The organism is Corallococcus sp. AB011P (genome assembly GCF_003611605.1).
Taxonomy (GTDB): Bacteria; Myxococcota; Myxococcia; order Myxococcales; family Myxococcaceae; genus Corallococcus; species Corallococcus coralloides.
Genome location: NZ_RAVX01000014.1, coordinates 1 through 12,987, shown reverse-complemented (window position 1 = coordinate 12,987; position 12,987 = coordinate 1). Strand labels below are relative to the sequence as shown.

Sequence of the window (12,987 nt, the reverse complement as noted above, 5' to 3'; positions counted from 1 at the left end):
GGACGAGGGCCCCGTCACCCTCCATATCCAGCCGCGTCCCGGTCCTCGGACTGAGCACCACCGAAACGAGGCCGGGTTGCCGCCCGGCCCCAAGGGAGCGGGTCAGGTCCGGGCCTGCCAGGTCAGCCACTCTCCCGGACGTGCCAGCTCCACGCTCACCTTCCGCTTGCGCGCGGAGGCCAGGAGCAGCGCTTCCGCGTCTGGGACCTCCTGGTAGTCATCGGAGGCGGCGACGCCGTAGTGGATGGGCACGAGGAGCCGTGCTCCCAACACCACGGCCGCGGCCACCGCCTGCTCGGGCGTCAGGACGGCATGCACTTCGCTCACGGGCTTCCGCCAGCCGAAGCGCGCCCCGTTGATGGGCAGGAAGGCCGCATCGAAGGGGCCGAACTGACGCCCGATGCGCCACCAGGACCCGTGCCATAGCGTGTCGCCGCAGTGGATGACGCGGCGGCCTCCGCCCGAGACGATCCACGAAACCTGGGGATCCCCATAACCGTCCGCCGCGGGGACGGCGGTGGCGGTGAAGTCATTGAGCAGGATGGGCTCGTAGAGCGGAGCGGACCGCACGCGGAAGCCCGACGCGGCGGCCGCCACGGCCACGTCCGGGGCGCACACCAGCGTCCCGGTGTCCCCCAACGCCTGACGGACGGCCACCGGATCGAAGTGGTCGGAATGGCGATGCGTCACCAGGACGAAGCGGCTCCCGCTGCTCACGTCCATCGGGACGAGCGGGTCCTTCAGCGCCGCCCCCCATACGGTGGGGTCGATCAACGGGTCCACGAAGAGCGTGTCCTGTCCGAGCCGCAGCCGCACTCCGGCCCAGGCCAGCCGCTGGGCACGAAGCACGGCGCTGTCGACAGGCTTCGCCGCGCGGCCCGTGCCAGGGGGCAGCAGGACCGCGCCCACTGAAAGCGCAGCCGCCGCACGCAGGAAGTCCCGGCGGCCCGTCCGCTCGGGCCGGGCCAATCTGTCCCGGCTCTCGCTGTTCGAGGGGATCATCGGCTGCTCCCCCTCGATGCGCTCAGACGACCATGGCGGTACGACAGGGCTCTGCGTCCTCGGGGAGCTGTCTGTGTGGGGCATCGTCCGTCCTCCTGGCATTGGGACGCCAACGTTAAGGAGGGGCTTGCCATGAGCACAGCGAAACGATTTCGCGATGATGCTGAATCCTGTTCATGTGAAGCTGCCCGGCATGCTCGAGCTCCGTCACTTCAAGCTGATTGCCGCGGTCGCCGACACGGGAAGCCTGGCCGCGGCGAGCCGGCAGCTTCACCTCACGTCCTCGGCGCTGAGCCACCAACTCCGCGACGCCGAGGAGCGCCTGGGCGTGCAGCTCTTCCAGCGCCGCCAGCGACGCCTGCTTTTGACTGGCTCGGGAGGGAAGCTGCTCCTCTCCGCACGGCGGGTCCTGAGCGAGGTGGCCCAGGCCGAGTCGGTCTGCCGCGCGCACCCACAGGATGATCTGCTCCGGCTCAGCACGGGCTGCTACACGGTGTATGGCTGGCTGCCGCCCATCCTGGGGCGGTGGCAGGCCGAGCACCCACGCGTCGAGCTGCGCATCGTCCTGGAGGCCACGCGTCAGCCGCTTGGGGCGCTGCTGAATGGCGAGCTGGATCTCGCCTTGACCCCGGACGTCCCGAAGCAGGCCCGCCTGGCGCAGACGCCGCTCTTCGAGGACGAGCTCCTGCTGGTGGTCCCCGCGGACCATGCGCTGGCGCGGCGGGGACATGTCACGGCGCAGGACCTGGTGCGGGAGCACCTGCTCACCTATGCCGCGCCCCGCGAGCAGCTCGATGTCTTCACACGCGTGCTCTGGCCCGCGGGCCTCGAGCCGCACCGGGTCTCTCCCGTGCCCCTCACCGAGGCGCTGATCGAACTGGTGCGTGGCGGTATCGGCGTGACGGCGCTGCCCGAATGGATGCTGCCGGACCAACGCCACGGGCTGCGGACCGTCCGGCTCACCCCTCGGGGAATCCGCCGCCGCTGGAGCGCGGTCACCCGCGCCTCCCGCCAGCGTCCCGCCCCGCTGACCCACTTCATCCAGCTCCTCCGCGAGCGCTTCGCCCTCCAGGGCAAGGCAGGGCCGCGGGCCTCCTCACGGAGAGAAACGCCCGCCGCGACCGCGCGCGGTCCAACTGCCGCCGTAACCTCCGCAACTCGCTCCGGCGGATGATCCGGGAGAACCTCCCGATCAGCCACCAGTACCGCCGGAAGCGTCTCCACGAGGCCGCGTCCGTCGCCGTCACCCTCAGCTCGACACCCAGCCACGCGCCGCCTCCTTCGCGTGGCTCCACCCGCACGTTCCAGGCGAGCTTGCCGAAGCCGGGCTCGCTGAACGCCGTGAAGCCCCCAGGCGTCACGCCCACGAAGTCGATGCGCGGTCGCCAGAAACGCCCGATGGCGCCGACCACCTGCTCGCGTCCGGTTTCCTCGCCCAGCAGGAGGAAGCCGTTCCCCGGCGCCACGATGTCATCGATCCGCATGTGCGGGGACCGCCGCACCGGTCTGCCACGAAGACGCGCGAGGATGCGCTCGGGGAGCAGCCGGAGTGCGAAGAGCCAGCGGATGAACGGGACGTCGTGCAGATCCATCGCTCGCACGGCGGCCCAGGCCCTCTCGGGGCTCGCGGCGGTGGCGACCCGGTCCACCTCGCGCAGCGCGCAGTCGGGCATGAACTGGTGGATGAGCGTCATGCCTTCATCAGATGTGCTTCGCGCCCCGGTTCGGCAAGCAGGGCGGGCAAGCGAGTGTACGCACCCGCGGGGCCACGCGGTGCGAGGGCCGGGGCTCACTTCCTTCACTCAAGGGACCGGCGGCGGTTCGGGCTAGAGCGGCGCGAAGGGACTCGGGCCGAGGTCCTCGAGCCTGAAGTCATCCATCGTCAGCGTGCCGACGCGCTCCAGGGCCAGCCCCACGCTCAGCCCCCGGCCCGCGGCGGGCGCGGGGGGCGTCGTCCACTCGGCGTAGCCGTAGGTGCCGCGCGTGGGCAGCAGGGCGCTCTGTGCCCACCACACCCAGCCGCCCGAAGCGTTGCGGTAGTACGCCTTGAAGAGGGGCGCGGCCGTGGCCTTGTACCAGGCGGACACCTTGTAGCGGTGGCCCGTGGTGAGCGGCGGCGCGCACGCTCCGAGATCCTGCAAGGAGATGAGCTTGCGATCCCCGCTGGAGTAGCTGGTGAGGCTCAAGCGCTGGGCCCAGCTCCCTGAATGGGCATCCGCGGTCCGCAACCAACTGTAGGAGTTGGCGCCATAACCGCCGCGCTGCCAGCAGTCCGGAGCTCCGTCCCCGTTGCTGTCGGTCTCCAGGGACGGATTCGCCAGCAATTGCGTGGGAGGTGGTGTGCCCGCGTCGGGCAGTGGGGGCCCGTTGACGGGCGGCTTCACCGCGCCCCCGATGACCTGGTCCACCGTGCGTACGAACGTGCCTCGCGAAGCGCGCGCCGCGAGCCAGTCCAGGAAGGCCGTGAAGGTGGACACGTTGATGCCGTAGGTCTCGGACGACGGGCACGGCCCCGGGCAGATTTCGTGGAAGGCGATGGGCACCCAGCCACCGCCGGCGGACTCGGCGCGGAGCACCAGCCCCTGCAGGTCCGCCAGCGTCTGGGTTCTCTGGATGGAGCCGTGGTTGCGAATGGCGAAGGCGTCCTGCGGCGGAACGGTCTCCGCGTACGGGCAGCTCGTGCAGCTGTCCGGCGTCCGCAGGCCGCCAGACTCTCGCGCGGAGTTGTAGTTGCAGCCGATGACGACCTGCTCGGTGGTCGCGTCCCGGGCTCCGGACGGGTAGGCGAATGACGTCACCCTCAGCCCCGCGTTCATCAGGGCCACGCGGTCGTCACACACCTGTCGGCGCTGCGAGTCCACGTCCAGCGGGGGGAGCTGGACATGCGACACCGTGTGGCCGCCCACCTCGTGGCCGGCGGCCTGGAAACTCCGGAGCTGAGCAAGTGTCAGGTAGCCCGGGATGCCGAGCCGCCCGCTGCTGACGAAGAAGGTCCCGCGCAGGCCGCGCGCCTCCAACAAGGATGCCGCGTTGACCTGGCTGGCCCTCGCGTCATCGAAGGTGAGCGAGACAACGAGCTGCCCCGGCTCCAGGACGAGGCGCGGTGACTGCTGCTCCAGCGCCTCTTCGGGCTCGGAAAGCGCGGAGCCCTGGCATGCCAGCGCCATCAAGAATGGAAACACAAACAATGCCAACCCGAACGCGCGGGCAGGCCGGGAGGAGCGGAGGAACGGGGGCATGGTGCCCGCCAAGGTGCGTGCTCTCCTCTCGCCGACAAGAGGCCCGGAAGCATGGCGCGGCTGCTCACGGGTGAGCGCAATCAGTGCGCTGCCAGCTGCTCGCGCAACCCGGCGACCACCTGCTCTTTCGCGGCGCTCAGCGCGGGACTCACGTCCACCGGATGGGGAGGCCGTGCAGGCTCCAACCCGCGCACTTCCAGCGGCAGGCGCGTCAGCTCCTCCCGCGCGTGCATCCGGAGCGCCGTTAGCGGGGGAGAGGCACCCTCCAGCCGCCGGCCCGCGTGCATCACCTGCCGCAGCAGGGGACGCCCCGGCAGCACCTCTTCATTGCGCGCGAGCACGTCCCGGCTCGCCACGCCGTCCCGCTCCTCGCGAAACACCTGCTTGCGTCCGGGCAGCAGCACCTTGCCCGGTGACAGCTTGAGCCGCCCCCGGCCCGCGTACTCCACCAGCTTGTAGGCCATGTCCAACGCGGGCGCGTCCTCGGACACCCCCATGGCCGTGCCCACGCCGAAGGCATCAATGGGAGCTTGATGCGACAGCAGCCGCGCCACTTCGTCCTCGTCCAGCCCACCGCTCGCGAAGATTCGCACGCGCTCCAGCCCCGCGGCGTCCAGCAGCGCGCGGGTCTGGTGCGAGAGCGACGCCAGGTCCCCTGAATCCAGCCGCACCGCTTGCACGTGGAAGTCCGGCCCGAGCTCCCTCGCGAGCGCCACCACCTTCCGCACGCCGTCGAGCGTGTCGTACGTGTCCACCAGCAGCGTCGTCTCCGGGAAGCGGTGGACGTAGGCGCGGAAGGCGGCGAGCTCGTCGTCGTGCGCCTGGATGTAGCTGTGCGCCAGGGTGCCCGCCACGGGGATGCCGTAGCGCTGCGCGGCTTGAAGGTTGGACGTGGCGCTCACCCCGGCGACGTGGGCCGCGCGCGCCACCTTGAGGCCCGCGTCCTCGCCATGCATGCGCCGCACGCCGAAATCCACCACGGGCCGGCCACGCGCGGCCTCCACCACCCGCGCCGCCTTGGAGGCCGCCAGCGTCTGCAGGTGCACCTGGTTGATGAGATACGTCTCCACGAGCTGCGCCTCGGGCAGGGGGGCTACGACTTCCAGCAGCGGCTCCTGGCCGAAGACGGGGGTGCCTTCGGGCACGGCGTGAACGTCCCCGCTGAAGTGGAAGTGCTCCAGCCAGTCCAGCAGTTGCCGGGAGAAGCGCCCCAATGACTCCAGCCAGGCGAGCTCCTCTGGGCAGAAGCGGAGCGTCTCCAGATAGGTCAGGGCCTGCTCCAGGCCGCACGCCATCAGGAAGTTCCGGCGCGCGGGCAGCCGGCGGACGAAGAGGCTGAAGGCTGCTTCCTCGTGGAGCCCCTCGGCGAGGTAGGCGTCCACCATCGTGAGCTCATAGAGGTCCGTGAGGAGTGCCGGCACCATGGGTTTCCTCCCTTCCGCGCACCCTCATGAAGGTATTGCCGTCGACTGGGCGCGGAGCACCGTGACGGCGAACCGCACCGTCCCGGTGTCCCCCTCGGCATCCATTCAGCCCGCGCACAGCGCTGCCGCGAGCACCCGGTGTGGCGTAGCGCGCCTCACGGCGTGTAGACCTCCGCGGACTCCGATTCCTCTTCGGTGTTGGGAGGTGTCCCGGCGATGAGCGCCCTGCCGTCGGCCAGCGCCGTCACCGTGTATCCAAGACGGGGGATGGCCGGCGCAGGGGCCATGCTCCACGTGCCCGAGCCTGGCTCATACAGCTCCGCCACCTCCGGGCCCACGACGAGCACCCTGCCATCCACCAGCCGCACCGCCGGACCACCGATGGGTTCGAGCGGAGCACCCGTCAGGCTCCAGGTGTTCAGGAAGGGGTCATACAGCTGCGCCGTCCTGCCCGCTGTGATGAGCGCCTTGCCCTCGCGCAGCACCACCGGCTGCTGGCCTCCCAGGGGCGCGAGCGGGGCAGGGGCCGGGCTCCAGGTTCGCGTGGCCGGGTCATACAGCTCCGCCGCGGTGACTCCCGGGGCGAGCACCTTGCCCGTGGGCAGCAGCGACGCCGTGGAGAAGTGGGGTTCGGCCATGGCTCCCGCCGGACTCCAGGTGCCCGTGTTCGGGTCGTACACCTCCGCGGACGTGAGGTAGCCGTTGATGTCCTCGCCTCCCGCGACGAGCACCTTGCCGTCCCGCAGCCGGGTCGCCAGGTGCCTGGAGCGGCCCTGGGCCATCGAGCCTGTCCGGGTCCAGGTGTTCGTGGCCGGGTCGTACAGCTCCGCCCCTGCGGAGAATCCCTCGACGCCCTCCAGGCCTTCGCCTCCCACGACGAGCACCTTGCCGTCCAGCAGCAGCGTCGCCGAGTGGAAGAGGCGGCGCGCGTTCATGGGCGCGCCCGCGCTCCAGGTGTTCGTGGCCGGGTCGTACAGCTCCGTCGTGTCGAGATAGAAGCTGCGTTTCTGGGCGCTTCCTCCCGCGATGAGCACCCTGCCGTCCTGAAGCAGCGTCGCGGTGTGGCCCCACCGGGGCCCGCCACCCATGGGGCCGGTCGGATCCCACTGCCCCACCAAGGCACAGTCCGGCAGCCCCTCCACCGTGAAGCTCCGGCTGACCGTGAGCTCGAAGGCATTCGTCACGGTGACGGTAACGGTTGGAGTCGTGCCCGGGCGGATACACGCGGGCGCCGTCCAGGTGACGCGGCTGTGGGTGCCCACCTGCGTGGCAGCGCCTGTCGTGCCGACACTGGAGTCCCAGGCGAAGCTGAGCGCGGAGCCCTCGGGGTCGCTGGCCACCACCTCATACGTGAGCACCTGGCCCGGGCTCGCCGTGTCCGAGGAGCGGTAGGAGCGAAGGATGACGGGCTCGAGGTGGTTGACGGGAGGAGTGCTGGTGACGCACAGGGCGACGGTGCCCGTGTTGTGCCCGCCGCGTCCGTCGGAAACGGCGACGCTCAGGCGGCAGTTGTTGCAGGCCTCGGCCGGAGCGAGCGAAGGCGTGAAACGAGCACTGGGGGTGGACGCGTCGACCCAGGTTCCCGCGCACGACGCGCTCCAGGCGTAGGAGAGGGTGTCCCCGTCCGGATCCGACGCCGTGACGGACACCGACGTCGGCTGCCCGACGACGAGCTGCGTGGGCGCGGCGTCGAGCGAGGACACCTCCGGTGCGCTGTTGAAGAAGATGGACAGCTCGGCCTCGCCTTCCCCCTCGGGCAGGACGTTGACGACCAGGAGCGCGCTGGAGGCCAGACCGCGCGAGTCCGTCACGGTGAGCGTCAGCGTCTGGATGCCGGTGGACGTGGGCGCCGTCCACGAAGTGAAGCGCTCGGTCGTCGAGGCGAATGTGCCCGCGGTGGCGCTCCATGCGTAGCTGATCGTGTCCTCCGGGTTCGGGTCATGCGCTGAGGAGAAGAGGGAGACGGTGCCTCCGGCCGCAACGGTGCTCGGGTTCGCCGCCACGAAGTCGATGATGGGCGCTTCGTTGTCGAAGGGCGGCGGAGGATTGACTTGCTGGAGGGTGATTGCGACGAGGGTCGTCTGGTTCGCGAGGATGGAGACGCCGTCGGCGGAGCCTGAGAAGAGCAGGGTGCCGGAGGCGTCATAGGCGCGCGCGGCGAAGGCGCGGTCGGTGCCCGCGGGGATGTTGCCGATGGTGCCGCCCCACACGCCGTTCGTGGGCGCCAGGTCCACCCAGACAGAAGGAATGTCCGGTCCGCCCGAGGCGACCGCGACACGGGCGATGGTGGCTGAGAGGGATTGGGGCACCGAGACGGCGAACCGTGCCGTCCCGGTGTCTCCAGCGGAATTCCCACAGCCCGCGCATAGCACCGCCGCGAGCACCAGTATCAGGTGAAGGCCTGCTCTTTTCATGTGCGTCCCCCCTCGCCGCGAGCGTGAGGCTCGCGAAGCAGCCGCGGCGGATGAGAGGACTTGGGATGGAATGCGAGAAGTCTCACCCTGCCTGCGACTGGGTCGACTATCCAGGATGGATGGCATTGCTTCTATGACCCGGACAGGTGGTTCCCCGTCCTTGGGCTGACGCGCGGAGCGCCTTCGAGTGCATCTGGCGCGGCGTGTTTCAGGGCGCTGTCAGTGGGAAGCGCAGGTGAGGCCCACGCAGTTGCCCGCGCCATTGTCTCGCGCGATGTTTCCTCCTCCGTCGAAGGCGGTCGGCGCGAAGAGGCCAAAGCCCGTGTTGCCCAGGGCGACGTTGTTGAGCACCGTGGGCTTGCCGGGCGCCTCGACCCGGAGGCCGTCGCCGTCGTTGCTCAGGAACTGGTTGCCGCGGATGATCCCCGTGAGCACGACGGGAACCTGCCAATCGCGGCCGGTCAGCGACAGGCCGTCCGCGTTGTCGAAGAACGTATTCCCGTGGATGTAGACCGTATCGGCCGCCGCCTGGAGCCCCGCCCCGTTGCTGATGACCAGCGAGTCGAGCATCGAGAGCTTTTGCGGCTGCCAAACGGGAACCTCCGGCGGCGCGAGGGCGGTGTTGTTCTCGATGAGTGTGTTCTCGAACCGCATCTCATCGCATTGGCGAAAGCCACCGTCATTCGGGATGGTGCTCACGGAGGCGTTCCACGTGAGCGTGCTCGACCTGAAGCGGACGCGGCCCTGCCTGCAGAAGACAGCCAGCTCGTTGGACGTGAAGGTGGAGTCGAGCACGTCGATGTCATGGAAGTCCACGTACATAGCGACCTCGTTATGGGTGAAGACGGAGGACCTCACGTCGAATGAACCGGTGGATCCGTCGGGTTCACCGTCCAGCCCGACGAAGTTCCCCCTCAGGCGGCACTCCGTGATGAGGAACCGCATATCGACGACGCCGTTGAAGATGGCGGCTCGGTTGTCCAGGAGCGCCAGTTGATGGAGTCGTAGGTTCCGCACGCCCGAGGATTCGGTGGTCGCGACGCCCTTGCCGAAGCCCTGGATCGTGCCATTGCGCACCATGCTGTTGGTATCGACCGTGATGCCGACAGACTCCAGATTCTCCGGACCGGTGCGGCGGATGGTGTGTCCGCCCAGGTCGAGGACGATGCCTTCGCCGGCGATGCGGAGCGCGAAGGGGGCCGTGCCCGGGCAGGAGAGGTCGCGCGTGAGCTTCGTGGAATGGGTGAGGGTGTCACCGCAATGAACGGTGGTGCCTCCGCTGGCCTGGGCGGCGGGCGCCCCCATGAGCAACGTGGCCGTGGCGACGGCGACGGCGAATCCATGCGCCTGCTTCATGCTGCCTCCCTGGGCCGAAGGAATCCGGCCGCAGGCGGACAGGCTAGGCATTGCGCTTCCGGTGGCGTCCCTCCCGGCAGTGGCGGTGCGCCCGCTGGGGCATGACAGTCTGCTTGCGTGGGAGGGTGGGGCGGCGCGGGCCTTGATCACGAAAGGGGGCCAGGGGACAGGCGTGACGCCGTGAGGTCGCGGGTCCCCGGAGGGCTCCCTTGTGTCCCGCACCCGCCATTTCCATCTCAGACGGGAACCCATCCGCGGAGGGCGCCTGGCGCATGTGGCGCTTCCACGCCTTCCTGCCCCTACGCGGGCCCATGAAGATCCATCACCTCACGGTGGCCGAGAGCCTGCGCAGCCTGGACAGCCGCGCCGACGGGCTGGCCAGCGCCGAGGCGGAGCGCCGCCAGCACGAGTTCGGCGTGTCGCTGGTGCTGGCCATGGCCCGGCGCAACGTCGTCGTGCGCGACCTCGTCTCCGTGGCGACCCTGGGATCGGCGACCGTCATCGCCCGGCTGAAGGGCCTGGGCTTCCAGAGGTACGTGTCCAGATCCTCCAGCAACCGGTCCGTCATCTTCGTGGCGTCGGGCCTCCATCGAGTCCTCCGAGAAGACGATCGTCAAGCCAGAGGCACACGCCACCTGGAACCGTGGGGACACGACCGTCAGCGTCCTGGATGAGCACGCGAGCCTCTGCGCGCCAGGGGTTGCATCCGGGCGCGGGCGTGCGCTGCGTCCTTGTGAGGAGGACGCGCGCGGGAAGGCCCCGCCACCACGCCGTGTGACTCGACGCACGGCCGCGACGTCCGGGGAGGCGCCATGTCGCTCGCAAGGTTCTGCCGTAAGCCGGTGGCCATCATCCAGTCCACGCAGAGCGTGGCCGAGGCCGCGGAGACACTTCGCGACCAACACGTGGGCGCGCTCGTCGTGGTGCAGGAGGACCTGCGTCCGGTGGGCATGCTGACGGACCGGGACATCGTGACCCGGGTGCTGGCCGCGCGGAAGGACGCCGCCGCCACCTCCGTCGCGGACGTCATGTCGCCCAAGCCCTTCGTGGCTCGCCTGACGGATTCCATCGACATGACCCTCTTCGCCCTCCGGCAGCACGGCGTGCGCCGCTTGCCCATCGTGGACGAGCAGGGACGCGTGGCGGGGCTTGTCTCGCTCGACGACCTCTGGGTGCTGCTGTCCGCGGAGCTGGACCAGACGGCCGCCGTCGTGCGCGACAACCAGGGGCCGTGAGGCGGCTCCCTCGAGGAACGCTGGATGGGCGGGCGAGCCGAGCGCATCAAGGGGCGCGCGAACCCCCGCTGCTCCGTCCAACGGTCGTCCCACTTCGCGGCGGAACTCACCCCCACTGGAGGACAAGGGCCCCGTCACCCTCCAGCGCCAGCCGCGTCCCGGTCCCCAGTCGGCGCGCCTCGCGGTCCATGACACCGCACAGCCATTCGGCGTCCCTCAGCGTGGCCCGGTGGGGCCGGAGTTGACGCAGCTGCATCGGGACCATGCGCAGGCTCACGAGCTGGCCGCTCATCGGATCCACTGACGCCAGGTACATCAAGGTCAGGTCCGGTCGGTAGTCCTCGTGGCCGAGGATGCCCTCGTAGTCGTTCAGGAAGTCGCCGCAGCCGTGGAGGATGAGGCGGCCGTGGTGGACTTCGATGCCGCGGGGGTGGTGTGAGGAGTGGCCGTGGACGACGTCCACGCCAGCCTCGTCGATGAGTGCATGGGCGAAGTCCCGCTGCGCCCGTGGCACCGTGTAGCCCCAGTTTTCGCCCCAGTGGATGGAGGCGATGACGATGTCGCCTTCGCGCTTGATGGACGCGACCCGCTCGCCCAGACGCCGCGCCGTGGCGAGGGACAGGTCGGGTAGCAGGTCCACGCCCGGCCTGTCTCTTCCCGCCGCCCATGCTGGCGGGATGCCGCTGCTGTCGTCTCCGAACGAGAACACGACGACCCGCTTCCCAGCTCCTACCTCCAGGCAGGCGGGGCGTCGGGCCTCCTCCAGGTCTTCTCCCAGCCCCGCGGTGGCGATTCCCATGCGACGGAGGGTGGTCAGCGTCTCCGTCAGCCCCGGGTAGCCCCAGTCGAGCACGTGGTTGTTCGCCAGCGCGCAGCAGTCGATGCGGGCCGCCGTGAGACAGGCGGCGTTCTGCGGGTGCATTCGGTAGTGGATGCCCTTGTCGGGCCACCACTGCTCGCTCGTGGTGATGCTTGTCTCCAGGTTGATGATCCGGACGTCGGGCTCGGCCTGCTCCAGTGCGGCGAGCGCGTCTCCCCAGATTTCACCGAAGCCGACGGGCTTTCGGATGGGGCCGTTGCGCTCTTCGGCGAGCGCGACGTAGGCCCGGGCATCCTTCAGGTAGAACTCATGGATGCCGGGTGGAGCAGGCTGGGGCAGCACCTGATCAATACCCCTGCCTGTCATCACGTCGCCGCAGAGGAAGAGGGAAATCAGCCTCTTGTCCTGGTCGCCAGGAGTCATCAGTAGGTGAGCGACTTCTTGGTGGTCACGGCATGGGCGGAAGAGATGCGCTTCTCCACTTCTTTCGCGTCGTGACCGCGCGGGCACTTCGGCGCTCGCTCGTCGTGCTCCTTCATGGACATGAACGCGGTGAAGGGCTCCTGGCACTTGCGGCAGAAGAACTCGTAGATGGGCATGGCGTGCTCCCCCTGAAGGCGCGTCGGTGCTGACCGAGGCGCGTGGCCTTCCAGGAAAGATGCGGTCCGCCACCGGCAGGTTGCTAGTGTGTTCAGCCCTGGCCTCCGGATGTGATTGGGCGCCTGGGCCAAGGAGCATTGCCGCCGGATTGGCGGTCGCCCGGAGAGGCTCGGAGGAGCACGCCGCGCCGGCGACCGCGCCCACACCACCGCCGCGATGCTCTGGGTGCTCGGCCATTGTCACAGGCCGGTAGGATCGCTCAGCTTGATGGTCTGATTGCTCGCGAGGAACGAGCTGGCGCCGAACGGGGTACACGCACTCTCGCGACGTGCCGCCCGCTTCGATGACCTTGCGGACGCGCTGGCCCTGGCTGGCCCATTACCAACCCACAGACTTCACCCGGTCATGGGATTAATCCCCTTCAGGTAAGTCCATGAAGGGAGAGCCCTGCGTGGGCAAAGAAGCCACGCAGGGCCGCATGATGGCGGCCGAGGCGGCCAAATGCAGCGCGCACCTGGCGCAGGAGTTCCTCCGTCGACTCGGGCGTGGAGTTGAGCATGGAGCGCTTCACCTGACTGTTGCAGCCCTCCTCGGGATTGAGCTCTGGCGAGTAGGCGGGAAACGACTCCAGGACGAAGTCGCTGGCGTGAGACTCGACGAAGCGCTTCACCTCGTTTGAGCGATGGGCGCCCAGCCTGTCCCACACCACCACCAGCGGGTGGCCCACCTTACGGCGGAAGTAACGCAGGGCCGCCACCACCTGGGCGCTATGAGCGTCACCCGCTTCGGTGGACAGGTTGACTACGCTGCCTGCCTCGAAACCTCAGCCAGTCGCTCGTACTCGGCTGGACTCGCATAGCCAAGTGAGGAGTGACGGCGCCTGCGGTTGTAGAACAC

At 69.4% G+C, this 12,987-nt stretch carries 11 protein-coding genes; 3 read left to right on the top strand and 8 right to left on the bottom strand.

All coding sequences use genetic code 11. The annotated features are described in order from the left end of the window. Nucleotides 1-102: 102 nt before the first annotated feature. Nucleotides 103-1,002 carry an MBL fold metallo-hydrolase gene (locus D7X30_RS28205; RefSeq protein ID WP_120566078.1) on the bottom strand — a complete coding sequence of 300 codons (900 nt, stop codon included), beginning with the start codon at nt 1,000-1,002 and terminating at the stop codon, nt 103-105. A 193-nt stretch (nt 1,003-1,195) separates the two neighbouring features. Here D7X30_RS28205 and D7X30_RS28200 point away from each other — a divergent pair, with 193 nt between their 5' ends. Beyond that, nucleotides 1,196-2,176, top strand: coding sequence for a LysR substrate-binding domain-containing protein (locus D7X30_RS28200; protein ID WP_233591824.1), 981 nt, complete (start codon nt 1,196-1,198; stop codon nt 2,174-2,176). Between the two features lie 652 nt (nt 2,177-2,828). Here the strand turns inward: D7X30_RS28200 and D7X30_RS28190 are convergent. The 4 genes from D7X30_RS28190 to D7X30_RS28175 form a co-directional block, all read right to left on the bottom strand. Continuing rightward, nucleotides 2,829-4,169 carry a polysaccharide deacetylase family protein gene (locus D7X30_RS28190; protein ID WP_158619410.1) on the bottom strand — a complete coding sequence of 447 codons (1,341 nt, stop codon included), beginning with the start codon at nt 4,167-4,169 and terminating at the stop codon, nt 2,829-2,831. A 152-nt stretch (nt 4,170-4,321) separates the two neighbouring features. Next, nucleotides 4,322-5,665, bottom strand: coding sequence for a nicotinate phosphoribosyltransferase (locus tag D7X30_RS28185; protein WP_120566075.1), 1,344 nt, complete (start codon nt 5,663-5,665; stop codon nt 4,322-4,324). A gap of 155 nt (nt 5,666-5,820) precedes the next feature. Continuing rightward, on the bottom strand, nt 5,821-8,079 hold the full coding sequence (locus tag D7X30_RS28180) for a kelch repeat-containing protein (protein WP_120566074.1): 2,259 nt from the start codon (nt 8,077-8,079) through the stop codon (nt 5,821-5,823). 219 nt (nt 8,080-8,298) lie between these two features. After that, nucleotides 8,299-9,435 (bottom strand): right-handed parallel beta-helix repeat-containing protein, encoded by a 1,137-nt coding sequence (locus D7X30_RS28175; protein ID WP_120566073.1) that lies wholly within the window; start codon nt 9,433-9,435, stop codon nt 8,299-8,301. Between the two features lie 311 nt (nt 9,436-9,746). Between D7X30_RS28175 and D7X30_RS28170 the strand changes: the two genes are divergently transcribed. Both D7X30_RS28170 and D7X30_RS28165 read left to right on the top strand, forming a co-directional pair. After that, nucleotides 9,747-10,109: a cation-transporting P-type ATPase gene (locus tag D7X30_RS28170; RefSeq protein ID WP_158619409.1), complete on the top strand. Its 363-nt coding sequence runs from the start codon at nt 9,747-9,749 to the stop codon at nt 10,107-10,109. A 138-nt stretch (nt 10,110-10,247) separates the two neighbouring features. Then, nucleotides 10,248-10,670 (top strand): CBS domain-containing protein, encoded by a 423-nt coding sequence (locus D7X30_RS28165; protein WP_120566071.1) that lies wholly within the window; start codon nt 10,248-10,250, stop codon nt 10,668-10,670. A 106-nt stretch (nt 10,671-10,776) separates the two neighbouring features. Here the strand turns inward: D7X30_RS28165 and D7X30_RS28160 are convergent, their stop codons facing one another. The 3 genes from D7X30_RS28160 to D7X30_RS28150 all read right to left on the bottom strand — a co-directional run bounded on the left by D7X30_RS28160 (nt 10,777) and on the right by D7X30_RS28150 (nt 12,886). Further along, the gene (locus D7X30_RS28160) at nt 10,777-11,913 is read right to left on the bottom strand and encodes a CapA family protein (RefSeq protein ID WP_120566070.1); all 1,137 of its coding nucleotides are present in this window, start codon (nt 11,911-11,913) and stop codon (nt 10,777-10,779) included. Next, a complete protein-coding gene (locus D7X30_RS28155) occupies nt 11,913-12,089 on the bottom strand; it encodes a zinc ribbon domain-containing protein (RefSeq protein ID WP_014397215.1) in 177 nt (58 codons plus the stop codon). Before D7X30_RS28155 ends, D7X30_RS28160 begins: the two co-directional genes overlap by 1 nt. A gap of 422 nt (nt 12,090-12,511) precedes the next feature. Continuing rightward, nucleotides 12,512-12,886 carry a transposase gene (locus D7X30_RS28150; protein ID WP_120566069.1) on the bottom strand — a complete coding sequence of 125 codons (375 nt, stop codon included), beginning with the start codon at nt 12,884-12,886 and terminating at the stop codon, nt 12,512-12,514. Nucleotides 12,887-12,987 lie beyond the last annotated feature (101 nt).

Coding starts and splice junctions, on each gene's coding strand:
- D7X30_RS28190 (WP_158619410.1), bottom strand. CDS start 4,169: ATGGCGCTGGCATGCCAGGGCTCCGCGCTTTCCGAGCCCGAAGAGGCG.
- D7X30_RS28185 (WP_120566075.1), bottom strand. CDS start 5,665: ATGGTGCCGGCACTCCTCACGGACCTCTATGAGCTCACGATGGTGGAC.
- D7X30_RS28165 (WP_120566071.1), top strand. CDS start 10,248: ATGTCGCTCGCAAGGTTCTGCCGTAAGCCGGTGGCCATCATCCAGTCC.
- D7X30_RS28170 (WP_158619409.1), top strand. CDS start 9,747: ATGAAGATCCATCACCTCACGGTGGCCGAGAGCCTGCGCAGCCTGGAC.
- D7X30_RS28200 (WP_233591824.1), top strand. CDS start 1,196: ATGCTCGAGCTCCGTCACTTCAAGCTGATTGCCGCGGTCGCCGACACG.
- D7X30_RS28180 (WP_120566074.1), bottom strand. CDS start 8,079: ATGAAAAGAGCAGGCCTTCACCTGATACTGGTGCTCGCGGCGGTGCTA.
- D7X30_RS28155 (WP_014397215.1), bottom strand. CDS start 12,089: ATGCCCATCTACGAGTTCTTCTGCCGCAAGTGCCAGGAGCCCTTCACC.
- D7X30_RS28175 (WP_120566073.1), bottom strand. CDS start 9,435: ATGAAGCAGGCGCATGGATTCGCCGTCGCCGTCGCCACGGCCACGTTG.
- D7X30_RS28160 (WP_120566070.1), bottom strand. CDS start 11,913: ATGACTCCTGGCGACCAGGACAAGAGGCTGATTTCCCTCTTCCTCTGC.
- D7X30_RS28205 (WP_120566078.1), bottom strand. CDS start 1,002: ATGATCCCCTCGAACAGCGAGAGCCGGGACAGATTGGCCCGGCCCGAG.